Here is a 23,021-nt window from a genome sequence, read left to right on the forward strand (position 1 = left end):
TGGTCTCCGACGGGCCGCCTGGGCGGCGGGGCGCGACGACGGGAGCGGCATGGCCGAGCGGATCACCGGCACGCCCGACGAGCCGTGGAGCGTCGAGCGGCTGGGCGCCGAGCTGAAGTCGTACATCGGCCGGCTCGGGCACCTGTGGGTCGAGGGCGAGATCACGCAGTGGTCGAACTCGCGCGGCAACGTCTTCGGCAAGCTGAAGGATGTCGCGGGCGACTCCACGGTCGCCTTCAACGTCTGGTCGTCGACGCTCTCGCGCATCGAGGGCGAGTTCTCGCAGGGCGACCGCGTCGTCGCGCTCGTGAAGCCCGACTACTGGCCGCGCGGCGGCACGCTGTCGATGGTGACGGCGCAGCTGCGGCACGTCGGCATCGGCGACCTGCTCGCGCGCCTCGAGGCGCTGCGCCGGTCGCTCGCCGCCGAGGGCCTCTTCGACGCGGCGCGCAAGCGCCCCCTCCCCTTCCTGCCCGGCGTGGTCGGGCTCATCACGGGGCGCGACTCCGACGCCGAGAAGGACGTGCTGCGCAACGCCCAGCTGCGCTGGCCGGGCGTGCGGTTCCGGGTCGAGCACGCCGCGGTGCAGGGTGACCAGACCGTGCCGACGGTGCTCGCCGCGCTCGCGCGGCTCGAGGCCGACCCCGAGGTCGACGTGATCGTGATCGCGCGCGGCGGCGGCGACTTCCAGAACCTGCTCGGCTTCAGCGACGAGTCGCTCGTGCGCGCGGTGGCCGCCGCGACGACGCCGGTCGTGTCGGCGATCGGCCACGAGAACGACCGCCCGCTGCTCGACGACGTCGCCGACCTGCGCGCATCCACGCCGACGGATGCGGCGAAGCGGGTCGTGCCGGACGTCGCCGACGAGCTCTCCCGCATCGCGCAGGCGCGGGCGATGCTGCGCGCGAGGGTCACGCAGCACGTCGCCCGCGAGGCCGAGCGGCTCGAGTCGTTCCGCTCGCGGCCGGCGCTCGCGCGGCCCGAGACGATGATCGAGACCCGCGCCGACGACCTCGCGCGCCTCACGGCGCGCGCCGACGAGCTCGCCGGGCGCGTCGTCGAGCTGGGCGGCCAGCAGCTCGGCCACCTGCGGCAGACGCTGCGCGCGCTCAGCCCGCAGTCGACGCTCGACCGCGGCTACGCGGTCGTGCAGGCGGAAGGCGGGTCGGTGCTGCGCGCTGCGGACGCGGCCCGACCCGGCGACCGCCTGCTGGTCACCGTCGCGTCCGGCAGCCTCGACGCATCCGTCGTCGCCGTGCGTCCCGACGACGCCGCGACCGCCTGACGGCCGTCGGCGCCCGCGTCTAGACTGGCTCCGTGACCTCCCCCGACCCCCAGTCGCCCGCCGACGCGCCAGTCGCCGAGCTCGGCTACGAGCAGGCGCGCGACGAGCTCGTGCGCGTCGTGCAGGCGCTCGAGTCGGGCGGCGCGACCCTCGAGGAGTCGCTCGCGCTGTGGGAGCGGGGCAGCGCCCTCGCCGACCGCTGCGAGGAGTGGCTCCAGGGCGCGAAGGCCCGGCTCGACGCCGCGCGCGCCACGGCGCCCGCCCCGACCGCCGACGGCGCCGAGCGGGCATGAGCCGCAAGCAGCCCCGCACGCCCCGCGTCGTCGCCGAGCTCGGCCGTCCCGAGACGCCCGAGGAGACCGCCGCCCGCAAGGCGGCCGCGTCGCGCCGCCACCGCGAGAACCAGACGTTCAGCAACCTCGTCGTCGCCGTCGTCGCGTGCCTCGCGGTCGTGCTGGTGATGGTGCTCGTCGTGCTGCGCCCCGACGTCTCCCCGCGCGAGCCGATCGACGTCGCGGCCGCGGCCGCCGCGGCCCAGCCGACCGTCGACGAGACGCTCATCGCGCCCGAGCTGCCCGAGGGATGGGCGTCGAACGCCGCCGAGATCCGCACCGGCGGCGACGACGTCACCACCTGGTACGCCGGCTACGTCACGCCCGGCGAGCAGTTCCTCTCCTTCACGCAGGCCCTCGACGCGAACCCGACCTGGCTCGCCTCCGCCATCGAGGAGGCACCGCAGACCGGCGAGCGCGAGATCGGCGGCCTCACCTGGCGCGAGCACGACCAGCGCGACGCCGAGGATCCCGGCAACCTCGCCTACGTCCTCACGACCGAGGCCGGCGCATCCACCGTCGTCATCGCCGGCACCGCCGACGACGCCGAGGTGCAGGCCTTCGCCGAGGCCGTGAGCGCCGCGCTCGCCGACGCGGACTGAGCCCGCCGCCCGCTCCCCCACACCCGAAGCACGACCACGCAGCAACAGGAAGGCACGACGACGTGAACGCCGAGACCGAGTACCGCATCGAGCACGACACCATGGGCGAGGTGCGCGTGCCCAAGCACGCGCTGTACGCCGCCCAGACGCAGCGCGCGGTCGAGAACTTCCCCATCTCGGGCTCGGGCCTGGAGCCCGCGCAGATCGTCGCCCTCGCACGCATCAAGCGCGCCGCCGCCATCGCCAACCGCGAGCTCGGCATCCTCGAGGCCGACGTCGCCGACGCCATCGTCGCCGCGGCCGACGAGGTCATCGGCGGCGCGCACCACGACCAGTTCCCGGTCGACACCTACCAGACCGGCTCCGGCACCTCCTCGAACATGAACATGAACGAGGTGCTCGCGACGCTCGCGACGAAGCACCGGGGCGAGGCCGTCCACCCCAACGACCACGTGAACGCCTCGCAGTCGTCGAACGACGTCTTCCCCACCTCGGTGCACATCGCGGTCACCGGCGCGCTCGTCGAGCAGGCGATCCCCGCGCTCGAGCACCTCGCGGGCGCGCTCGAGGAGAAGGCGACGCTGTGGGCCGACGCCGTGAAGCCCGGCCGCACCCACCTCATGGACGCGACGCCCGTCACGCTCGGCCAGGAGTTCGGCGGCTACGCCGCGCAGGTGCGCTACGGCATCGAGCGCATCCAGGCCGCGCTCCCCCGGGTCGCCGAGGTGCCGCAGGGCGGCACGGCCGTCGGCACCGGCATCAACACCCCGCTCGGCTTCCCCGAGAAGGTCATCGCCGAGATCGCCGCGTCGAGCGGGCTGCCGATCACCGAGGCGCGCAACCACTTCGAGGCGCAGGCCAACCGCGACGGCCTCGTCGAGGCATCCGGGGCGCTCCGCACCATCGCCGTGTCGCTCACGAAGATCAACAACGACCTGCGCTGGATGGGCTCGGGCCCCAACACGGGCCTCGGCGAGCTGCGCATCCCCGACCTGCAGCCCGGCTCGTCGATCATGCCCGGCAAGGTCAACCCGGTCGTGCCGGAGGCGGTGCTCATGGTGTGCGCGCGCATCATCGGCAACGACGCGACGGTCGCGTGGGCGGGCGCGTCGGGCTCGTTCGAGCTCAACGTGCAGATCCCGGTGATGGGCACGGCGCTGCTCGAGTCGATCCGCCTGCTCTCGAACGCCTCGCGCGTGCTCGCCGACAAGACCATCGCGGGCCTCGAGGCCGACACCGAGCGCGCCGCGGCGCTCGCCGGCATGAGCCCGTCGATCGTCACGCCGCTCAACCGCCTCATCGGCTACGAGGCCGCCGCGAAGATCGCGAAGCACTCGGTCGCCCAGGGCATCACCGTGCGCGAGGCCGTGATCGACCTCGGCTACGTCGAGCGCGGCGAGCTGACCGAGGCCGACCTCGACAAGGCGCTCGACCTGCTCTCGATGACGCACCCGGGCGTCGCGAAGTAGCCGCCCTCCACGAGGGGCATCCGCCGCGGCGGGTGCCCCTCCGTCGTCTGCGCCTGCCGTGCACGATGCAAGCCCGCGCGCGTCTCCGCGCGGCGCGGCCGCCCGATCGTGCCGATCCGCAGCCGGAGCGCGCGCTCGGGCTTGCGTTGTGCGGAGGTCGCACGATCGAGCTTGGGACGGATCGTGTCGCCACGCGCATGTGCAGGGTGACCCACGATGCTGGAGGCCACCATGGATGAGCTCGAGACGATGCTGCGCGACGCCGACCCCGGGCGAGCCGTGCGCGAACGCTCGCACGAGGGCGGTGCTCTCCGTGCCGCCGCGAGCGCGCTCGTGCACGAGGCTCGCCGCGCGACCGATGCTCCGGCAGCACGGAGGCGCGGCTCGAGGCGGGTCGCGATCGGCGCGATGGCCGCCGTGCTCATCGCGGCGCCGGCCGGGATCGCATGGGCGTCGGGCGGCCTGCAGGCCGCATTCGGCGAGTGGTTGGGCGCCGACTCGCTCACCAGCCCGACGGTGCGCACGGCATCGACGGGCGAGGGCTGCGCGGTCGGCGCCTGGCTCACACCCCGCACCGACCGGGACGATGGCGCCGTCCTCGAGTTCTCCTGGTCGCCAGACCTCGTCCAGCTGACCGGAGCGAGCGGCGGCGCACAGCCGCAGCACATCGCGTACACGTGGCTCGGCGAAGGCGCGCCCGCGTCGTTCGACCAGCAGGCGTTCGACCGGGTCGCCACCTGGGCATCCGCCCGCGACTGGGACGCGGAGGTGGACGCGCTCGTCGCGGCCGGCATCCCGACCGACCGGCTCGCGGTCGCGCTCAGCGACCGGTTCCTCGAGGCCGGCACCGCGGCGGGCGTCCTGCCCGAAGCCTCGGCTGCCCTCATGACCAGCACGGTCTGCGGCACCGATGGCTGAGCGCGACGGCCGCCTGGCCGCGCTCGCCGCCGACGTCGCGGACGACCTGCTCGGCTACTTCCTCCGGCGGATCCCGTCGCCGGAGGACGCCGCCGACCTGCTCGGCGACACGCTCCTCGCACTCGCGGCCGGCGCCGACCGCATCCCCGACGACGCAGAGGACGCACGACGATGGGCGTTCGGCGTCGCTCGGCGCACGCTGCTGGCCGGGCGCAGGCGGCACGTGCAGCGCGCGCAGCGCGACGAGCACCGACGCGCCGCGCTCCGAGCCGCGGCGATCGACGCGGCGGGCCACCCGGGCTCGGAGCGCGACCTCCTGCGCCGCCGCGTGCGCGACGCAGTGCGGACGCTCCCGCAGCGCGACCGCGAGCTCCTGATGCTCGTCCACTGGGACGGGTTCAGCCTGCAGGAGGCCGCGCTCCACCTGGGGATCCGCGCATCCACGGCGAGCACTCGGCACGCGCGCGCGAAGGCGGCGCTCCGCAGCGTGCTCGACTCTGCTCCCGACGCGACCGCGGAGCGCGAACGCGCGCCCGGCATCCGCGCGGGCCTCCGGCGCGTCGGCGACCCGGCCAACCCTGCTCGATCGAACGTCGGGCCGCAGCCGACGTAGTGTGGGCGGATGCGCTACCCCGAGGTGAAGAGAGACGGCACGGTCGAGCAGGTCCACGGGGAGGCGATCGCCGACCCGTACCGCTGGCTGGAGGACGGCGACTCGGCCGAGACGCGCGCCTTCATCGAGGCGCAGAACGCGTTCGCCGAGCCGATCCTCGCCGCGCTGCCCGCGCGCGCCGCGTTCCGCGAGCGCCTGACGGCGCTGCTCGAGGCGCCGACGCGCGGCTGCCCGTGGATCCGCGGCGGTCGGGTCTTCGCCTGGCACAGCGACGGCCAGAACCAGCCGGTGCTCGTCACCGCCGACTCGGTCGACGAGCTCGAGGGCGCCCGGGTGCTGCTCGACCCGAACGCGCTGTCGGACGACGGCACGGTCGCCGTCACCGTCGCATCCGTCTCCCCCGACGGCGCGCTGCTCGCCTACGGCGTCGCCGACGGCGGCTCCGACTGGCGCACGATCCGGGTGCGCGACGTCGCGACCGGCGAGGATCTCGGCGACGAGGTCCCGTGGACGAAGTGGAACTTGCCCGTCTGGCTGCCGGGCGGTCGCGCGTTCTCGTACTGGGCGTACGACGCCCCCAGCGGCGACGCGCTCACCGACGAGATGGGCGCGGGCCGCCTCATGCGGCACGAGGTCGGCACCGACGTCGCCGACGACGCCGTGCTCCTCGCCCGCCCGGACGAGCCGCGGCTGTTCGCGCGCCACTGGCCGCGCGACGACACGTGGTTCGTGCTCTCGACCGACACCGGCTCCTCGAGCGGCAACGACCTCGCCGCCCGCCGGCACGGCGACGACGAGCTGCGCCAGCTGGTCGTCGGCCACGAGCACGAGTGGAACGCGATCGGCGTGCACGAGGGGCTGCTCTACGCCGTCACCGACGCGGATGCGCCGCGCTACCGGCTCGCGGCGTTCGAGCTGGCCACGGCCCACGAGCGCACCATCGTGCCCGAGCACGCCGAGGACGTGCTGCTCGACGCCTCCCTCACCGCCGCGGGCCTCGTGCTCGAGTACTCGCACGACGCGAGCCACCGCATGCAGCTCGCGACCTTCGACGGCGTCCTCGGCGACGACGTGCCGCTCGGGGAGGGCATCTCGATCACCGGCTCGGAGGCGAGCGCGACGAGCGGCACGGTGCTCGTCGCGACCTCGAGCTTCGTCGACCGCGGCACCCGCCACGTCGTCGAGGTCGACGGCGCCCGGCTCGTCGCGCACCGCACGCTCCCGGCGCCCGGCCCCGCCGCGCCCGCGGCGACGACCACGCGCATCCGCGCCGCGTCGAGCGACGGCGAGACGGTGCCGGCGTTCCTCGTGCGCCCGGCTGGCGACGACGGCGCCGCGCCGCGCCCGACGCTCATCTGGGGCTACGGCGGCTTCAACATCCCGATGAACCCCGGCTTCCGCGCGGTGCTCGCCGCGTGGGTCGACGCGGGCGGCGTGCTCGTCGTGCCGAACCTGCGCGGCGGCGGCGAGTTCGGCTCCGCGTGGCACAAGGGTGGCACGAAGGAGCGCAAGCAGCAGGTCTTCGACGACCTCTACGCGATCGCCGAGCACCTGCTCGAGACGGGCATCACCACCCGCGAGCAGCTCGCGCTGCACGGCCGCTCGAACGGCGGCCTGCTCGCCGGCGCGGCGCTCACGCAGCGCCCCGAGCTGTGGGCCGCGGTGCTGCCGGGCGTCGGCGTGCTCGACATGCTGCGCTACCACCGCTTCACGATCGGCTGGGCATGGGCGAGCGACTACGGCGACCCCGACGAGGCAGCGGCGCACGCCTACCTGCGCGCCTACTCGCCGCTCCACAACGTGCGCGAGACGGCGCATCCGCCGACCCTCATCACCACCGGCGACCACGACGACCGCGTCGTGCCGGCCCACTCGTTCAAGTTCGCGGCCGAGCTGCAGCGGGCGCAGGCGGCGGCGGGGGCGGATGCGCCCGTGCTGCTCTCGGTCGACACGCGCGCCGGGCACGGGATGGGCAAGCCGAAGGATGCGGCCGCGCTCGAGTTCGCCGACCAGCTCGCGTTCGCGGCGCACCACACGGGCCTCGAGCCGGCGCAGCGCGACGCGTGAGCGCCGAGTGGGACGCCCGCGTCGAGGCGCTCTTCGACGACGAGACGATTGGCGACGACGACCGGATCGAGCGCATGCAGGCGCTCGTCGCGCATGCCCCGCACCCCGCGGTCGGGCACTTCGAGCTCGCCGGCGCGTACGACTCGGCGGGCCGCGAGGCCGAGGCGGAGCCGCTCTACCGAGCCGCCGCCGAGTCGGGGCTCGCCGAGGCCGACCCGACCCGCGAGGCGTACCGGTGCATCCAGCACGCGTCGACGCTGCGCAACCTGGGGCGCGTCGACGAGGCCATCGCGATGCTCGAGCTGGCGCCGCGCCACGAGCCCTCCGGTGCCGCGCGCGAGGCGTTCCTCGCGCTCGCGCTGCACAGTGCGGGCAGGCACGATGAGGCGCTCCGGGTCGCGCTCGAGGCCCTCGCGCCGACGCTCCCGCTCTACCGGCGATCGGTGCTCGCCTACGCGGCCGAGCTGACGGATCCGCCCGCCTGACGCCTGCACCCGCGCCACAAGTGCAGGGCCAGTGGTTCCTCCGACCCTGTCGTGGGAACCACTGGCCCCTATCTCTGCGGCAACCCGCGCGGTGCTGGCGTCAGCAGCAGCGGCCCTCGGGGTTCGCGTCCTGCCTGCGGTGCTCGTCGCGCCAGAACTCCCGCTCGGTCATGACCGGGCGATCGGGGTGCGCGCGGCGCTCGTGGTCGACGTAGGCCTGGTACTTCGACTCGCCGGTGACGCCCTTCGCCCACCAGACGATGCCGCCGGCAGCGCGCGCGAGCAGCGCTCCGGCGGCTGCCGGGCGCCCCTCGCTCGCACGCATGCGACCCATCATCAGTGGCCCGACCGGACCGTCTTGTGCTCGTCGGGCACGGCATCCCACTGCTTCTCGAGCTCGCGCTCCTCGGGCGTGGCGATGAAGCCGGCCGGCGCGAACATCCGCGACTCGTGGCGCTCGTCCTCCTGGTCGACGACGTGGTCGATGCGGAACGCCTTGATGACGTTGGCGACCGAGAAGCCGATCACGATGAGCGTCAGCACCACGAAGATCACCGAGAGCGAGCCCTGGATGAAGGTGTTGCGCACCACGGCCTCGAGCGCGGCGACGCCCTCGGTCGTGCCCACCGAGGTCTCGCCCGCGGCGAGCGCGTCGCGGAAGCGGATGTGGTTGGCCCAGTAGCCGACGGCCGGCACCGGCGAGAACACCTTGAAGGCGGATGCCGTGACGGTCACCACGGCGATGAACGCGAGCGGCAGCGCCACGATCCACAGCTGCCTGAACGTGCGTCGCTTGGCGACGATCGCCAGCACGATGGCGAGCGCGATCGCCGCGAGCAGCTGGTTCGCGATGCCGAACAGCGGGAACAGGGTGTTGATGCCGCCGAGCGGATCGGTGACGCCCATGATCAGCACCGCGCCCCACGCGGCGACCATGATCGCGGTGCAGATCCAGGCGCCGAGCGTCCAGGAGGTGTCCTTGAACTTCGGGAAGATGTTGCCGAGCGAGTCCTGCAGCATGAAGCGCGCCACGCGGGTGCCGGCATCGACCGCGGTGAGGATGAACAGCGCCTCGAACATGATCGCGAAGTGGTACCAGAACGCCATCATGCCGGGCCCGCCGATCCACTGCTGCATGATCTGGGCGAGCCCCAGCGCGAGCGTCGGGGCGCCGCCGGTGCGGCTCACGATCGACTCCTCGCCGACCGCCGCGGCGGTCTGGGCGAGCTGGTCGGGCGTGACGCTCACGCCCGTGAGGCCGAGCGACTGCACGAAGGCGGCCGCTCCCTCGATGGTGCCCTGCGTGTTCGCCGCCGAGGAGTTCATGGCGTAGTAGATGCCCTGGTCGATCGAGATCGCGGCGACGAGCGCCATGACCGCGACGAACGACTCCATGAGCATGCCGCCGTAGCCGAGCAGGCGCACCTGCTTCTCCTTCTCGACCATCTTGGGCGTGGTGCCGGAGGAGATGAGCGCGTGGAAGCCGGAGAGGGCGCCGCACGCGATCGTCACGAACAGGAACGGGAACAGCGAGCCGGGCCAGACGGGACCGGAGTCGCCCGAGGCGAACTCGGTGAACGCGGGCACCGAGATCTCGGGCCGCACCACGATGATCGCGACCGCGAGCGCCACGATCACGCCGATCTTCATGAACGTCGAGAGGTAGTCGCGCGGGGTGAGCAGGATCCACACCGGCAGCACGGCAGCGATGAAGCCGTAGATCACGATGCCCCAGGCGATCGTGACGCGGTCGAGCGTGAACAGCTCCTGGCCCCACGCGGTCTCGGCGACCATGCCGCCGCCGATGATGGCCGCCATGAGCAGCACGAAGCCGATGATCGAGATCTCGAGCACGCGGCCCGGGCGGATCCAGCGCAGGTACGCGCCCATGAACAGCGCGATCGGGATGGTCATCGCGACCGAGAACACGCCCCAGGGGCTCTCGCCGAGGGCGTTCACGACGACGAGGGCGAGGATCGCGGTGATGATCACCATGATGAGCAGCGTCGCGACGATGGCGGCAGCGCCGCCGAAGCGGCCGAACTCGTCCTTGGCCATCTGGCCGAGCGAGCGCCCGCCGCGGCGCATCGAGAAGAACATCACGAGGTAGTCCTGCACGGCGCCGGCGAGCACGACGCCGACGATGATCCAGATCGTGCCCGGCAGGTAGCCCATCTGCGCGGCGAGCACAGGGCCGACGAGCGGACCGGCGCCGGCGATGGCGGCGAAGTGGTGGCCGAAGAGCACGCGGCGGTCGGTCGCGACGAAGTCGCGGCCGTTCGCCTTGTACTCGGCGGGCGTCGCCCGGGTGTCGTCGGGGCGCACGAGCTTGCGCTCGATGTACTTCGAGTAGAAGCGGTAGAAGATCAGGTACGTCGAGACCGCGGCGAAGACGAACCAGATGGCGTTCACCGTCTCGCCGCGCACGATGGCGAGCATCGTCCAGGCGAGCCCGCCCAGCAGCGCGATCGCCGCCCAGAGCGCGATCTTCAGCGGCGTCCACCGCTTGGTGGCCTCGGGGACTGCCGTGGGCGGCAGCTGGGGCTTCGATGTGGCGACGTCGACCATCGGCGGCTCTTCCTGTGGGTGTGGATGCGTACGGGTATTACCCAGATGCATCCTAGCCACGTCACAGGCAGCGGCCGGATCGCCCCCTAGCGCCGCATGATGCGGCGCGCGAGCCAGTTGCCGAGCGCCTGGATGAGCTGCACGACGATGACCACGACGATCAGCGCCGACCACGTGACGACCTCGTCGAACTGCCGGTAGCCGTAGGTCACCGCCCAGTTGCCGAGCCCCTCCCCGCCGACGAGGCCCGCGACCGCCGACATGTCGACGATCGCGATCACCGCGAAGGTGAAGCCGAGCACGAGCGGCCCGAGTGCCTCGGGCAGGATCACCGTGCGGATGATGCGCCACGGGCTCGCGCCCGTCGCCCGCGCGGCCTCGATCACGCCGGTCGGGATCGACACGAGGTTCTGCTCGACGATGCGCGCGATGCCGAAGGTCGCGGCGAGCGAGATCGCGAAGATCGCGTACTCGGTGCCGATGCCGGTGCCGACCACGATGCGGCCGAGCGGCTGCACGGCGGCGAGCAGGATGATGAAGGGGATGGGCCGCACCGTGTTGACGAGCACGTTCAGCACCCACCACACCGCGCCCTGCTGCAGGATGCCGCCCCGTCGCGTGACGTAGAGCCCGGTGCCGATCACGAGCCCGCCGATGCCGCCGAAGGCGAGCGAGAGCGCGACGATGCCGAGCATGATGCCCGTCTGCTCGACGAGCGTGGGCAGGATCGAGGTGAGGTCGGTCATCGCTGCTCCTCCACCGTCACGCCGGGTCCGATCTGCGAGAGCGCCCGCTCGATCGCGTCGTCGTCGCCGCGCACGGCGATCGTCAGCAGGCCGTACACGCGGCCCTGGATGTCGTCGACCCCGCCGTGCACGAGGTGGAAGTCGACGCCGGCACGCGCGAGCGCCCCGAACACTCGGGCCTCCGAGGCGCCGGCGTCGGTGAACGAGATCGTGAAGAAGCGGCCCTCGTGCTGCGCGCGCAGCTGCGCGAGCTCATCGCCCTCCGGCAGGGCACGCACGACCGTCTGCACGAAGCGCCGCGCGGTGTCGGTCTTCGGCGCCGTGAACACGTCGTACGTGGTGCCGCTCTCGACGACGCGTCCCGCATCCATCACCGCCACGCGATCGGCGATGCGGGTGATGACCTCCATCTCGTGCGTGATGACGACGATGGTGACGCCGAGCTCGCGGTTGATGCGCCCGAGCAGGTCGAGCACCTCGGCGGTGGTCTCGGGGTCGAGCGCGCTCGTCGCCTCGTCGGCGAGCAGCACCTGCGGGTTCGCGGCGAGCGCCCGCGCGATGCCGACGCGCTGCTGCTGACCGCCCGAGAGCTGCTCGGGGTAGGCGTCGGCGCGACCGCCGAGCCCCACGAACTCGAGCAGCTCCTCGACGCGGCGCCGCCGCTCGGCGCGCGGCACGCCCACGACCTCGAGCGGGTACGCGACGTTGCCGGCGACCGTGCGCGAGGTGAGCAGGTTGAACCGCTGGAAGATCATGCCGATGCCGGTCTGCTGCTCGCGCAGCCGCTTGCCCCGCAGCTCGCTGATGGGCACGTCGTCGACGGTGATGCGGCCGGCGCTCACCGGCTCGAGCTGGTTGATGAGGCGCACGAGCGTCGACTTGCCGGCACCGGAGTAGCCGATGATGCCGAAGACCTCGCCGCGCTCGATGCGCAGCGAGACGTCGTCGACGGCGACGATCTCGTCCCCGCCCCGCTTGGCGGGCGGGAAGCGCTTCGAGACCCGGTCGATCACGATGTGGTCGGCCACTTCGCTTCCTCTCGTTCGCTGGCACGTGGTCCGACGCCCGGGACGGGCGTCGGCGCTGGCGTCGCGGCGGCGGCCAGCAATGGCCGCCGCCCTCCGCTCCAGCGCGCTACTGCAGCTCGCCCTCGACGGCCTCGAGTGCCGCCTGCAGCTCCTCGGCGGGCGTCTGCACGAGCACGGCGGTGCCGCCGGAGGCCTCGAGCGCGCCGGCCTGGACCTCCTCGTTCGTCTGGTAGATCTCGACCAGGCGCTGCAGCACCTCGTCGTCGGCGAGCTCGGCCGTCGCCGCGAAGACGTTGATGTAGGGCTGCGCGGCGGGGTCGGCCGGGTCGTCCTGCGCGATCGCGTCGGCCGGGTCGATGCCGGCGTCGGTGATGAAGTCGTTGTTGATGATCGCCGCGGCGACGTCGGGCAGCGACGTCGCGGTCAGCGCGGCGTCGACCGCGCGCACCGTGACCCGCGACTCCTCCTGGATGACGTCCTCGACGGTCGAGTAGGGGCTGCCGCCGTCCTCGAGGGCGATGAGCCCGGCCGACTGCAGCACGAGCAGGCCGCGCGCCTGGTTGGTGTCGTCGTTGGGCACGATCACCTCGGCGCCGTCGGGGATCTCCTCGACCGACTCGTGCTTGTCGGAGTAGAGCCCGATCGGGTAGATCGCGGTGGAGCCGATCGGCTGCAGGTCGTCGCCCGACTGCACGTTGTAGTTGGCGAGGTAGATGACGTGCTGGAACTGGTTCACGTCGAGCTCGCCCTCGCTCGTGGCGGGATTCGGCTGGTTGTAGTCGGTGAAGTCGTGGATCTCGAGCTCGATGCCCTCGGCCTCCACGGCCTCCTCGAAAGCGGCCCAGTACGGCTCGGCCGCGCCGACGACGCCGAGGTCGACGGGGTTCTCGGCGGTGCCGAGCGCGGCGCCCTCGCCGCCGGAGGCGCTGCAGCCGACGAGGGCCGCGGCGAGGCCGAGGGTGCCGACGAGGGCGATGGGGCGGATGCGACGAGCGGGCATGGTGGGGCTCCTTCAGAAGTGCTGGGGGATGCCCCCCACGCTAGGAACCGGCCGCCGCGGTCGGCGAATCACCGCGTCACGCGACGTCACAGAGGCCTCCGGCGCCCAGCGGCCGCATCTGCCTCGGCGTCACAGGGGGTCGAGCAGCACCGCGACGACGGCGAGCGCATGCCCGACGAGCAGCCACGGCCCGAACGCGACGGTGCGCCGGCCGGTCGCGAGCGCGAGCGCGCCCGCGATGCCCCCGACGACGACGGATGCGCCGAGGCCGGCGAGCGGCGCGGCCCACCCGAGCGCCGCGGTCGCGAGCGCGAGCCCGCCGCCGAGCTTCACGTCGCCCATCCCCATGCCGCCGGCGACAGCCATGCCGAGCAGGAGCGTGCAGCACGCGAGGCCCACGAGCGGCGCGAGGTCGCCGGCGGCGAGCCGCGCGGCGCACGCGGTCGCGGCGACCGCGAGCAGCGGCAGCGTGAGCGCGTTGGGGAGCCGCCGCTGGGCGAGGTCGGTGCGGGTGAGCGCCGGTGCTACGAGCGCCGCGGCCGCGAGCGCGACGACAGCCGCCGCATCCGCTCCCCCGGCAGCGAGCGCCCACGCGGTCGCCGCCGCGAGCGGCAGCCCCAGCGCGTCGAACGGGCGCAGCCGCAGCGGCGGCCGCAGCTGCGGCGGCGCTGCCGCTGCTGCTGTCAGGGTGCTCGGCACGCGGCCACCGTAGCCAGGGCGCCCGGCCCGCCGCGCGCGCACTCCACAGCGGGCCGGGTCGGCTCAGCGCGTGGGCTCGTGGTGGCGCATGCCGGTGACCGCGTGGCGCGTGCGGCGCTCGAGCTCGCGCGCCTCCGCGGCGTCGTGCAGCGAGCGCCGGGCGCGGCGGGCCATCACGAGCGAGACCGCACCGAGCACGGGCCCGGCGAGCAGCACGAGCACCGTCGGGAGCACCACGAGCGGCGACTCCCCCTCGACCGGCCACGTGAGCCACAGCGGCTGCATGCCGATGCCGACGACCGCGGCGACGATGTCGCCCATCACGCCGACGACGGCGAGCGACGCGACCCGCTCCACGGGGCGCCAGGCGGCGACGACCTCCGCGCCGCCCTCCTCGAGCGCATCGCGGCGCAGCTGCTGCTGCGCGACGACGACCGTCAGCAGCGCGATCGCGGCGCACAGCGCGGCGATGATCGCGATGCCCGGGCTGCCGACCGCATCCCCCACCGCGTCGGCCCAGCGCGCCCCGCCCTCAGCGGCGTCGAGCGCCTGCGCGCGGAGCACCGGGATGCCGACGACGGCGAGCGCGAGCAGGGCGGCGAGGCCGGTGGCGAGCCATCCGGTGGGGATGCGGGCGAGCATGCTCAGAGCATCGTGCACGCCCGGCTCGGAGGCAAGCATGCGGGCTCGCGACACGCCCGGGATGCACGAAGCCGGCGCCGCTGCAACCGATCCGGGGTGCCGCTCCGATATGGGGGCAGACGGCGCACGGTGCGCCGCAGACAGCAAGGAGATCACCATGAAGCGCAAGCTCGCGATCGGCGCCGGCGCCGCTCTCGCTCTGGCGACCCTCGGCGGTGCGCCCGCGTTCGCGGCCGACCACGAGTCCACCGTCTCGGTGCTGCACGGCGTCCCGGGGCTCACGGTCGACGTCTACATCAATGGCGAGGAGGCCATCAGCGACTTCGAGCCCGGCACTCTCACCGACCCGATGATGCTCGCCGCAGGCAGCTACGACATCCAGGTCTTCGCCGACGGCGAGACCCCCGACTCGGGCGAGCCGGCCATCGAGGCCATGGGCGTCGAGGTGCCCGGCGGCGCCAACCTGACGCTCGTCGCCCACCTGACCGAGAGCGGCGAGCCGACCCTCGGCGCGTTCGCGAACGACACCGAGCCCGTCGCCGCCGGCGAGGCCCGCCTCACGGTGCGCCACCTGGCCGCCGCGCCGACCGTCGACATCCGCGCGAACGAGAGCGTCGTCGTCGAGGGCCTGTCGAACCCGGATGAGGCCTCGCTCGAGACCGCAGCCGGCACCGTCTCGGCCGACGTGGTGCTCACCGGCACCTCCGACGTCGCGATCGGCCCGGCCGACCTCGAGCTCGCCGAGGGCGTCAACACCATCGTGACCGCGTGGGGCAGCGCCGAGGACGGCAACCTGGCGCTCGCGGTGCAGACGGTCGAGGCGCACAGCGCCCCGAGCGGCGTGCCCTCGGGCCTCGGCGGCAACGCGCAGCAGTCGGCGCTGACCGCTCTGCTCGCCTTCGCGGCGGCGCTCGGCCTGGCCACCGTCGCGGTGCGCCAGCAGCGCCTCGCCAAGGAGCGCGGCTGATCATGCGCACCACCGACGGGCTCTCGCCGCGCACCGCGCGGCGGGAGCCCGCTCGGCGCGCGCGGCGGCGTCGCGCCGTGGCGCTCGTCGCGGCGGTCGCCGCGGTGGGCGCGGCGGCCTTCGGCATCTGGCAACTGATCCCGCGGCCGGTCGAGCCGTCGGCGTCGACCGTCGGCGCCCCGGCCACGGCGGCGCCGACCTCCGCCGCGTCGCCCGACGCGTCGAGCGAGGCGCAGGCGGCGGCCGTGCCGACCGGCGTCGGCACGCGCGACGCCTCCCCGGGCGCGGCAGCGGCGGTCGACGCGCCGACCGAGGTGCGCGTGCCCTCCGTGGGCCTCGCGCTCGACGTCATCCCGGTCGGGGTGCGCGAGGACGGCCAGATGGATGTGCCGGAGCTCGTGCGCGAGGTGGGCTGGTACCGCTTCGGGCCGGAGCCCGGCGCGACCGAGGGCTCCTCGGTGCTCGCCGCGCACGTCGACAGCGACCGGGGCCCGGCGCCCATGTCGGAGATCCTGGATGCCGTCCCGGGCGAGTCGGTCGAGATCACGACGGCGTCGGGCGAGCAGCTGCGCTACCGCATCACGACCGTCGAGCAGCTCTCGAAGGACGAGCTGCCGCTCGACGCGATCTTCGCCCGCGACGGCGACCACGTGCTGCGCCTCATCACGTGCGGCGGCGAGTGGGACGCCGCGGCGGGTGCCTACGAGGACAACATCGTCGTCACGGCCGTGCCCGATGCCTCGTGACCGGGTGGCGGCCCATGACCGCGCGGAGAGGGTGATACGTTCTGGCCGTGTCGAGCGAGGAGGCGTCGGAGGTCGAGGTGCTGTCACGCGCCTTCGCCGAGGACGCCTCGCCGGAGGTGCTGCGGCAGGCGTACGAGCGCTGGGGCGGCCTGGTCTACGCGCTCGCGTGCCGGGCGATGCCGGCGCACGACGCCGAGGATGTCGTGCAGCAGACGTTCGTGTCGGTGTGGCGGTCGCGGCAGTCCTACGACCCCGCCTCGGGTCCGCTCGGGGCGTGGATCGTGACGATCGCCCGGCGGCGGATCGCCGACCACTGGAAGGCGCGCTCGGCGAGCGAGCTGGCCGTGGATCCCGAGACGCTCGCCGGAGCGCTCGATCGAGGTGAGGGGGACCCGGTGCTCGACGCGGTGCAGGATTCGCTGACGGTGCAGGAGGAGCTCGAGCACATCGGCGAGCCCCAGCGCACCATCGTGCGGCTCGCCGTGCTGGAGGACCGCTCGACCGCCTGGATCGCCGATTCGCTCGCGATGCCGGTCGGCACCGTGAAGAGCCACCTGTCGCGGGCACTGCGACGGCTGAGGGACCGATGGGAGGAGACGCATGCAGCATCTGCCTGACGAGACGCTCGCCGCGCTCGCCCTCGGCGAGGCCGCCGACGGCGCCCCGCACCTCGACGACTGCCCCGCGTGCCGGTCCGAGGTCGACTCGCTGCGCTCCGCGGCCGACCGCTTCCGGCTCGCCGACCTGCCGGCGCTGCCGCCGCCGGCGGGCGTCTGGGATCGCATCGCGGCCGAGATCGCGACCGACCTGCCCGCCGACGCCGACGCGCCCGCGACGGCCGGCGCATCCGCCGTGCCCCCGGCGCTGCCCTTCACGCCATCGTCCGGCGCGGCCCGAGGCCTCGAGGAGGGCGCGGAGGTCACGTCGATCGACGTCGCCCGCCGCCGCCGCCGCCGGTTCAGCGCCGGCGCGCTCATCGCGGCCTGCGCCGCCTCGGCCGCGGTCGCGGCGAGCGCGGCCGTCGTCGTCGTGACCCAGCTCACCGGCGAGCCGCGCTCGATCGGCGTCTCGGAGGCGACGCTCGACCCGCTCGGCGAGCTCGGCCCGAGCGTGACGCCCGCGCGCGCCGAGGTCGTCGAGCAGGACGGCCAGCGCCTGCTCGTCGTCGACGCCGACGCGCTGCCCGAGGTCGACGGCTACCTCGACGTCTGGCTGCTCGACGCCGACGCGCAGCAGATGGTGAGCCTCGGCGTCATGGACCGCGAGACGACGCAGCTCGCGCTGCCGGCCGACCTCGACCTGGCCGCCTACCCGATCGTCGACGTGTCGGTCGAGCCGTACGACGGCGACCCGACGCACAGCGGCAACAGCGTCTGGCGGGGCGCGCTCGGCGGCTGAGCCCGCTCAGCGGTGCGGCCAGCGCCGCAGCGTCGATTCGATCGCCGCGAGCATGCGCGGCGGCACGGGCGCGACGAGCTCGAGCACCGGCTCGCCGCGGCCGCCGGCGGGCAGTCGCCACGTGCCGACCGCCACGCCGTCGACGAGCACCACCGGCCGGAAGACGCCGTTGCCGCCCGGCACGATCGCCTGCATCGCCGCCGCGCTCACCGCGAGCGAGCGGTCGCCGTAGCCCAGCAGCCACTCGTCGAACCCCGGCACGAGCACGACCCCGGAGCGCGGCGCCTCGGCGGCCCCGGCGGCCACCAGCATCTCGACCCCGTCGACCAGCACGTGCTCGAGCAGGCCGCGATCGGGGTCGGATGCGCGCTCGAGCGCCGCGCGGACGGGCCGCTTGGGCAGTCCCGTCCACCACGCCGCATCGTCGGCCCGCGCGGGGCCGCGCGCCGCCGCCCAGCGGGCGAGCGCCTCGTCGAGCGCGGCGGCGGGCTCGGGCACCTCGGGCGGCGGCCCGCCGACGAGCAGCTGCTCGGCGCCCTCGAACGGCCCGAAGCGCACGAGCCCGTCGTAGGCCGAGAGGGCCAGCAGGTGGTAGCCGCGCCCGCCGCCCGTCGCGATGCCCGCCGCCTCCCACGCCGCCAGCAGCGCGCGTCGCGCGACGGGTCCCGGCGCGAGCACCTCGCGCAGCACGGCCGCGGCCGCGTCGGCGGTCGGCGCGTCGATGCCGCGCGCCGCGCACATGCGCCACTCCTGAGGCCGCAGGCGATCGACGGTCGCGGCGTGCAGCACCGCGAGGTCGTCGGGGGTCGCGACGAAGAGCGTGCCGCGCATCGCCCACGATCGCACGAGCTCGCCCGCGTCGAACGCGGCCCGCACCACGGCGAGCCCCGTGCCGGGTGCCGAGCGGATCGCGATCGCGCGCAGCACCTGCGGCAGGTCCTGCCCCTGCATCGCGACCATGCGGCGCACGGCGTCGGCCGGCGCGCGCTGCGAGCCGCGCACCTCCTGCGCGGCGACCCGCATGCGGCGCGCCTGGGCTGCGGTCAGCGACCTCGGAGCGGCCATGCGGCCACGCTAGCCGTGCCCGCCCACGCGCGCCCGCGCATCCGTGCACCCGCGCCGCCGACCCGTTCCACCGCCGCCGACCCGGTGCACCGGGTCCAGCAGGGTGGAACGGGTCGGCGTGGGCGGCGCTCAGCCCTCCAGCAGGCTCGTCACGAGCGCGGCGATGCGCGAGCGCTCGCTGCGGGTGAGCGTGATGTGCCCGAAGAGCTCGTTGCCCTTGAGCGTCTCGATGACGCTCGCGACGCCGTCGTGGCGGCCGACCCGCAGGTTGTCGCGCTGCGCGACGTCGTGCGTGAGCACGACGCGCGAGTTCTGGCCGATGCGGCTCAGCACCGTCAGCAGCACGTTGCGCTCGAGCGACTGCGCCTCGTCGACGATCACGAACGCGTCGTGCAGCGAGCGCCCGCGGATGTGCGTGAGCGGCAGCACCTCGAGCATGCCCCGATCGGCGACCTCGTCGAGCACGTTGTCGCTCACGAGCGCGCCCAGCGTGTCGTAGATCGCCTGGCCCCAGGGGTTCATCTTCTCGTCCTTGTCGCCGGGCAGGTAGCCGAGCTCCTGGCCGCCGACCGCGTACAGCGGGCGGAAGACGATGACCTTCTTGTGCAGGCGCCGCTCGAGCACCGCCTCGAGCCCCGCGGCGAGCGCGAGCGCCGACTTGCCCGTGCCGGCCGAGCCGCCGAGCGAGACGATCCCGACCTGCTCGTCGAGCAGCAGGTCGATCGCGAGGCGCTGCTCGGCCGAGCGGCCGTGCACGCCGAAGACGTCGCGGTCGCCGCGCACGAGCGTGATCTCGCCCGCGCGGGTGACGCGGCCGAGCGCCGAGCCGCGCTCGGAGGAGATCACGAGGCCCGTGTTGACGGGCATGCCGGCCACCGCATCCGTCTCGAGCCGCTCGTCCTCGTAGAGCCGGTTGATCTGCTCGCCCGAGAGCGCGAGCTCGGCCGTGCCCATCCAGCCCGAGTCGACGGCCTGCTCGGCGAGGTACTCCTCGGCGGCGAGGCCGATCGAGGCCGCCTTGACGCGCATCGGCATGTCCTTCGACACGACGCAGACGTCGAGGCCGTCGCCGGCGAGGTTCGACGCGACGGCGAGGATGCGCGAGTCGTTGTCGCCCAGCTGCAGGCCGCTGGGCAGCACCTGCTGGTTCGTGTGGTTGAGCTCGACCCGCAGGCTGCCGCCGCCCTCGGTCGGCACCGGGAAGTCGAGCCGCTCGTGCGCGACGCGCAGGTCGTCGAGGTTGCGCAGGGCCTTGCGGGCGAAGTAGCCGATCTCGGGATCGTGCCGCTTCTTCTCGAGCTCGGCGATCACGATCACGGGGATCACGACGGAGTGCTCGGCGAAGCGGTGGATCGCCCCCGGGTCGGACAGCAGCACGCTCGTGTCGAGCACGTAGGTGCGCTGGCGGGTGTCGGTCGTCTCGACCTCGACGGAGCCGCTGGCGGGGGTGGTGGCGATCTCAGGCACGTGGCGCTCCCTTCCGACCGGGGTCGGATTTCACGCGGCCGTCGCCTCCCGTGGTGCTCGCTGGCGCGAAGGCCGCTCGCTCGCCGGGCGGAGATGCCCGACACCGCCGAATGTACGCTCGCGCGGCGCCGCGGACCGGCGGCGACACACGGATGCGCGCCGCGAGTTCACACGATCGTCACGTGCCGTTCGGTCAGCGCCCGTAGCGCCGCTCGCGCAGCCCGTAGGCGCGCACCGCGCGCAGGAAGTCGACCTCGCGGAGGTCGGGCCCGAGCGCCTCGACGAAGTAGAACTCGCTGTGGGCGCTCTGCCAGAGCATGAAGTCGCTCAGCCGCTGCTCGCCGGACGTGCGGATGACGAGATCGGGGTCGGGCTGCCCCGCGGTCGATAGGTGCTCGGCGATGAGCTCGGGCGTGAGCCGCTCGGCGAGCTCGGCGGGCGTCGCCGCGCCGGCCGACGAGAGGATGCGGCGCACCGCCTCGACCAGCTCGTGGCGCCCGCCGTAGCCGACGGCGAGGTTGACGCAGATGCCCTGCTGGTCGGCGCTGCGCGCGACCGCGCCCTCGAGCGCCGCGACGAGGGGCGCGGGCAGGCCCGCGGTGTCGCCGACGTGGCGGATGCGCCGGCCGGGGATGCGGGAGAGGTCGTCGGCGAGCTCGGCGATGATCTCGCACAGCTCGCCGAGCTCGGCGCTCGCGCGGCCCGTGAGGTTGTCGCGCGAGAGCAGGTAGAGCGTCACGACCTCCACGTCGATCTCGGCGCACCAGTCGACGAACTCGCGCAGCCGCGCGGCCCCGGCCCGGTGCCCGTGGCCGGCGGTGGCGAGGTTCTGCTCGCGCGCCCACCGGCGGTTGCCGTCGATGATCATGGCGATGTGGCGCGGCACGGCGACCCGCCGCAGGTCGCGCCGCAGCCGCCGCTCGTAGTAGCGGTAGACGAGGCGGGAGCCTGGGGCGCTGCGGAGTCGCACAGACCGCAATCTATCGGCTGCGCTCGCGAGGATGCTCGCCGCGGCACTGCGTACGCCGTACGCTGTAGGCATGGCATCCACGACCGAGCCCGAGCGCCACGAGGTGCGATCGAGCGAGCCCGAGACCCCGCACCTGCCGCTCATCGAGGCAGCGGGCGACGCGATCGCCGAGGCCGCGATCGAGCACAAGCCCACCTGGCGCGGGTGGATCCACGCTGGCACCGCTCCCCTCGCGCTCATCGCCGGCATCGTGCTCGTCATCGTCGCCGACGGCGCGCTCGCGAAGACCGCATCCGCCGTCTTCGCGCTCTCGAGCGTGCTGCTGTTCGGCATCTCGGCGGTCTACCACCGCTTCCACTGGCAGGAGCGCACGCGCGTGCTGCTGAAGCGCCTCGACCACGCCAACATCTTCCTGCTCATCGCCGGCAGCTACACGCCGATCTCGCTGCTCACGCTGCCGTCGCCGACCGACTGGATCCTGCTGAGCGTCGTCTGGGGCGGCGCGATCGTGGGCATCGCCTTCCGCGTGTTCTGGCTGGGCGCGCCGCGCTGGCTCTACGTGCCGATCTACCTCGCGCTCGGCTGGGCGGCGGTCGCGTTCCTGCCGCAGATCTGGGCCGCGAACGCGGTCACGGCGATGCTTGTCATCGCGGGCGGGCTCGCCTACTCGGTGGGCGCCGTGATCTACGGCATGAAGAAGCCGAACCCGTTCCCCGGCCGCTTCGGCTTCCACGAGATCTTCCACGTCTGCACCGTGATCGCGTTCCTCTGCCACTGGACGGCCATCCTGCTCGTCGCGGTCGCGCCGCCCGCCTGATCCCCGCGCGGCTCGGGGCGCGCTCCCAGCCGTCGCCGCCCGCATCCGCCTAGCGTGGGAGGGCCATGCGCACGACCCGCCTCGCGGCAGCCGCCGCCGCTCTCGCCGCCGTCCTCGCCGTCGGCGGATGCGTCATCCTGCCGCCGCCGCTCCCCGGCGAGATCACGCTGCCGCCGACCACGCCGCTGCCGGTGCCGTCGCCGACGACGCAGCCGCAGCAGGGCGAGGCGCTGCCGGTCGAGCCCGACGAGCCCATCACCGACGCCGACGAGACCGGCGCCGACACCGGCGAGCTGTACGCGGGCTCGCGCGGCGAGACCGTCGACGGCTACCTGCCCGACGCCGCGTTCGACATGGTGCTCGAGCCGACCCGCGGCACGGCGGCCGTGCAGCCCGGCATCGCGCTGCCCGTGCACGACGGCGGCGACGAGCTGCTGCCCGGGGAGGCCAACGGCACGAGCCGCAACCTGCTGCTGAGCACCGTCGGCAGGCTCGAGCTCAGCACCTCCGAGGGCGACTTCACCTGCACCGGCACCGTGATCAACAGCGACTCGGGGCTCATCGTCGCGACCGCCGCCCACTGCATCTTCGACGACGAGACGCGCGACTGGTACGACCGCATCCTCTTCGCCCCGGGCTACGAGCGCGGCGACACCCCGTACGGCGTGTGGGAGGCCGAGCGGTGGTGGGTGCCCGAGCAGTACCTCGAGGCCAACACGCGCTGGCTCGACGGCGCCGACGACGACGGCTGGATGGGCTTCGACTTCGGCTTCATCCGCTTCGCACCGCAGGGCGGCCGGACCCTCGAGCAGGTCGTCGGCGGCCAGGGCATCAGCTTCACCGCCGAGACGAACGGCGTCGTGATCGCCGGCTACCCGGGGAACGACCCCTTCGACTCGGAGGTGCTGCGGCACTGCGCCGAGGACCGGCTGAACTACGGCGCGGGCGGCGACGCGAACTACGGCGCCGACTGCGTCATGGGCGACGGCGCCTCGGGCTCCGGATGGGTGTCGAACGTCGACCCGGCGACCGGCGCCGGCCACATCACCGCCGTCTACTCCAATGGCGGCGACACCGGCGCCTACGGACCGCCGCTCGGCGTCACCGCCTGGAACGGGCTGCAGTCGATCGATTGAG

General features: G+C 73.9%; 24 protein-coding genes. 14 read left to right on the forward strand and 10 right to left on the reverse strand.

Annotation, left to right across the window (positions count from 1 at the left end; genetic code table 11):
* Positions 1-49 precede the first annotated feature (49 nt).
* The 8 genes from xseA to J2X49_RS01180 all read left to right on the forward strand — a co-directional run bounded on the left by xseA (position 50) and on the right by J2X49_RS01180 (position 7,771).
* Complete coding sequence (gene xseA / locus J2X49_RS01145) at positions 50-1,285, forward strand: exodeoxyribonuclease VII large subunit (RefSeq protein ID WP_310121497.1); 1,236 nt, start codon at positions 50-52, stop codon at positions 1,283-1,285.
* A gap of 32 nt (positions 1,286-1,317) precedes the next feature.
* Positions 1,318-1,578, forward strand: coding sequence for an exodeoxyribonuclease VII small subunit (locus J2X49_RS01150; RefSeq protein ID WP_146357119.1), 261 nt, complete (start codon positions 1,318-1,320; stop codon positions 1,576-1,578).
* Positions 1,575-2,219 carry a DUF4245 family protein gene (locus tag J2X49_RS01155; RefSeq protein ID WP_310121502.1) on the forward strand — a complete coding sequence of 215 codons (645 nt, stop codon included), beginning with the start codon at positions 1,575-1,577 and terminating at the stop codon, positions 2,217-2,219. The genes J2X49_RS01150 and J2X49_RS01155 overlap by 4 nt, the downstream gene beginning before the upstream one ends.
* 62 nt (positions 2,220-2,281) lie before the next feature.
* On the forward strand, positions 2,282-3,688 hold the full coding sequence (locus J2X49_RS01160) for a class II fumarate hydratase (RefSeq protein ID WP_310121505.1): 1,407 nt from the start codon (positions 2,282-2,284) through the stop codon (positions 3,686-3,688).
* Positions 3,689-3,919: 231 nt separating this feature from the next.
* A complete protein-coding gene (locus J2X49_RS01165; protein WP_310121508.1) occupies positions 3,920-4,606 on the forward strand; it encodes a hypothetical protein in 687 nt (228 codons plus the stop codon).
* Positions 4,599-5,219: a sigma-70 family RNA polymerase sigma factor gene (locus J2X49_RS01170; protein ID WP_310121511.1), complete on the forward strand. Its 621-nt coding sequence runs from the start codon at positions 4,599-4,601 to the stop codon at positions 5,217-5,219. The genes J2X49_RS01165 and J2X49_RS01170 overlap by 8 nt, the downstream gene beginning before the upstream one ends.
* A 9-nt stretch (positions 5,220-5,228) precedes the next feature.
* On the forward strand, positions 5,229-7,286 hold the full coding sequence (locus tag J2X49_RS01175; RefSeq protein WP_310121515.1) for a prolyl oligopeptidase family serine peptidase: 2,058 nt from the start codon (positions 5,229-5,231) through the stop codon (positions 7,284-7,286).
* Positions 7,283-7,771 (forward strand): tetratricopeptide repeat protein, encoded by a 489-nt coding sequence (locus J2X49_RS01180; RefSeq protein WP_310121517.1) that lies wholly within the window; start codon positions 7,283-7,285, stop codon positions 7,769-7,771. The genes J2X49_RS01175 and J2X49_RS01180 overlap by 4 nt, the downstream gene beginning before the upstream one ends.
* 100 nt (positions 7,772-7,871) lie before the next feature.
* On the opposite strand, the gene J2X49_RS01185 is transcribed toward J2X49_RS01180, so the two are convergent.
* The 7 genes from J2X49_RS01185 to J2X49_RS01215 all read right to left on the reverse strand — a co-directional run bounded on the left by J2X49_RS01185 (position 7,872) and on the right by J2X49_RS01215 (position 14,454).
* Positions 7,872-8,096 (reverse strand): YbdD/YjiX family protein, encoded by a 225-nt coding sequence (locus J2X49_RS01185; RefSeq protein WP_310121520.1) that lies wholly within the window; start codon positions 8,094-8,096, stop codon positions 7,872-7,874.
* An 11-nt stretch (positions 8,097-8,107) separates the two neighbouring features.
* Entirely contained in the window at positions 8,108-10,339 is a 2,232-nt protein-coding gene (locus tag J2X49_RS01190) for a carbon starvation CstA family protein (RefSeq protein ID WP_310121523.1), read from the reverse strand.
* Positions 10,340-10,425: 86 nt separating this feature from the next.
* Complete coding sequence (locus J2X49_RS01195) at positions 10,426-11,085, reverse strand: methionine ABC transporter permease (RefSeq protein ID WP_128190590.1); 660 nt, start codon at positions 11,083-11,085, stop codon at positions 10,426-10,428.
* On the reverse strand, positions 11,082-12,113 hold the full coding sequence (locus J2X49_RS01200; RefSeq protein ID WP_310121526.1) for an ATP-binding cassette domain-containing protein: 1,032 nt from the start codon (positions 12,111-12,113) through the stop codon (positions 11,082-11,084). The genes J2X49_RS01195 and J2X49_RS01200 overlap by 4 nt, the downstream gene beginning before the upstream one ends.
* Before the next feature lie 106 nt (positions 12,114-12,219).
* A complete protein-coding gene (locus tag J2X49_RS01205; RefSeq protein ID WP_310121529.1) occupies positions 12,220-13,113 on the reverse strand; it encodes a MetQ/NlpA family ABC transporter substrate-binding protein in 894 nt (297 codons plus the stop codon).
* Positions 13,114-13,242: 129 nt separating this feature from the next.
* Positions 13,243-13,812, reverse strand: coding sequence for a prepilin peptidase (locus tag J2X49_RS01210; protein WP_310121531.1), 570 nt, complete (start codon positions 13,810-13,812; stop codon positions 13,243-13,245).
* Between the two features lie 63 nt (positions 13,813-13,875).
* Positions 13,876-14,454, reverse strand: a complete 579-nt coding sequence (locus tag J2X49_RS01215) for a hypothetical protein (RefSeq protein ID WP_310121534.1) — start codon at positions 14,452-14,454, stop codon at positions 13,876-13,878.
* A gap of 157 nt (positions 14,455-14,611) precedes the next feature.
* On the opposite strand from J2X49_RS01215, the gene J2X49_RS01220 reads away from it, so the two are divergent.
* From J2X49_RS01220 to J2X49_RS01235, 4 genes are read left to right on the forward strand one after another with little or no spacing between them, the layout of a single operon-like run.
* Positions 14,612-15,421: a DUF4397 domain-containing protein gene (locus tag J2X49_RS01220; protein WP_310121537.1), complete on the forward strand. Its 810-nt coding sequence runs from the start codon at positions 14,612-14,614 to the stop codon at positions 15,419-15,421.
* 2 nt (positions 15,422-15,423) lie between these two features.
* Positions 15,424-16,167, forward strand: coding sequence for a class F sortase (locus tag J2X49_RS01225; protein ID WP_310121539.1), 744 nt, complete (start codon positions 15,424-15,426; stop codon positions 16,165-16,167).
* Positions 16,168-16,214: 47 nt separating this feature from the next.
* On the forward strand, positions 16,215-16,784 hold the full coding sequence (locus J2X49_RS01230; RefSeq protein ID WP_164877178.1) for an RNA polymerase sigma factor: 570 nt from the start codon (positions 16,215-16,217) through the stop codon (positions 16,782-16,784).
* The gene (locus J2X49_RS01235) at positions 16,768-17,565 is read left to right on the forward strand and encodes an anti-sigma factor (protein ID WP_310121543.1); all 798 of its coding nucleotides are present in this window, start codon (positions 16,768-16,770) and stop codon (positions 17,563-17,565) included. Before J2X49_RS01230 ends, J2X49_RS01235 begins: the two co-directional genes overlap by 17 nt.
* A gap of 6 nt (positions 17,566-17,571) precedes the next feature.
* Here J2X49_RS01235 and J2X49_RS01240 read toward each other — a convergent pair whose 3' ends face one another.
* The 3 genes from J2X49_RS01240 to uppS all read right to left on the reverse strand — a co-directional run bounded on the left by J2X49_RS01240 (position 17,572) and on the right by uppS (position 21,067).
* Complete coding sequence (locus J2X49_RS01240; RefSeq protein WP_310121545.1) at positions 17,572-18,630, reverse strand: winged helix DNA-binding domain-containing protein; 1,059 nt, start codon at positions 18,628-18,630, stop codon at positions 17,572-17,574.
* Between the two features lie 129 nt (positions 18,631-18,759).
* Positions 18,760-20,088, reverse strand: a complete 1,329-nt coding sequence (locus J2X49_RS01245; protein WP_225792811.1) for a PhoH family protein — start codon at positions 20,086-20,088, stop codon at positions 18,760-18,762.
* Between the two features lie 202 nt (positions 20,089-20,290).
* The gene (uppS, locus tag J2X49_RS01250) at positions 20,291-21,067 is read right to left on the reverse strand and encodes a polyprenyl diphosphate synthase (RefSeq protein WP_225792795.1); all 777 of its coding nucleotides are present in this window, start codon (positions 21,065-21,067) and stop codon (positions 20,291-20,293) included.
* Positions 21,068-21,137: 70 nt separating this feature from the next.
* Between uppS and J2X49_RS01255 the strand changes: the two genes are divergently transcribed.
* Positions 21,138-21,884 carry a hemolysin III family protein gene (locus J2X49_RS01255; RefSeq protein WP_246990571.1) on the forward strand — a complete coding sequence of 249 codons (747 nt, stop codon included), beginning with the start codon at positions 21,138-21,140 and terminating at the stop codon, positions 21,882-21,884.
* A gap of 65 nt (positions 21,885-21,949) precedes the next feature.
* The gene (locus J2X49_RS01260) at positions 21,950-23,020 is read left to right on the forward strand and encodes a serine protease (RefSeq protein ID WP_128190302.1); all 1,071 of its coding nucleotides are present in this window, start codon (positions 21,950-21,952) and stop codon (positions 23,018-23,020) included.
* Position 23,021: the final 1 nt, after the last annotated feature.

Origin of the sequence: Agrococcus sp. BE272 (assembly GCF_031457935.1) — a bacterium.
GTDB lineage: Bacteria > Actinomycetota > Actinomycetes > Actinomycetales > Microbacteriaceae > Agrococcus > Agrococcus sediminis.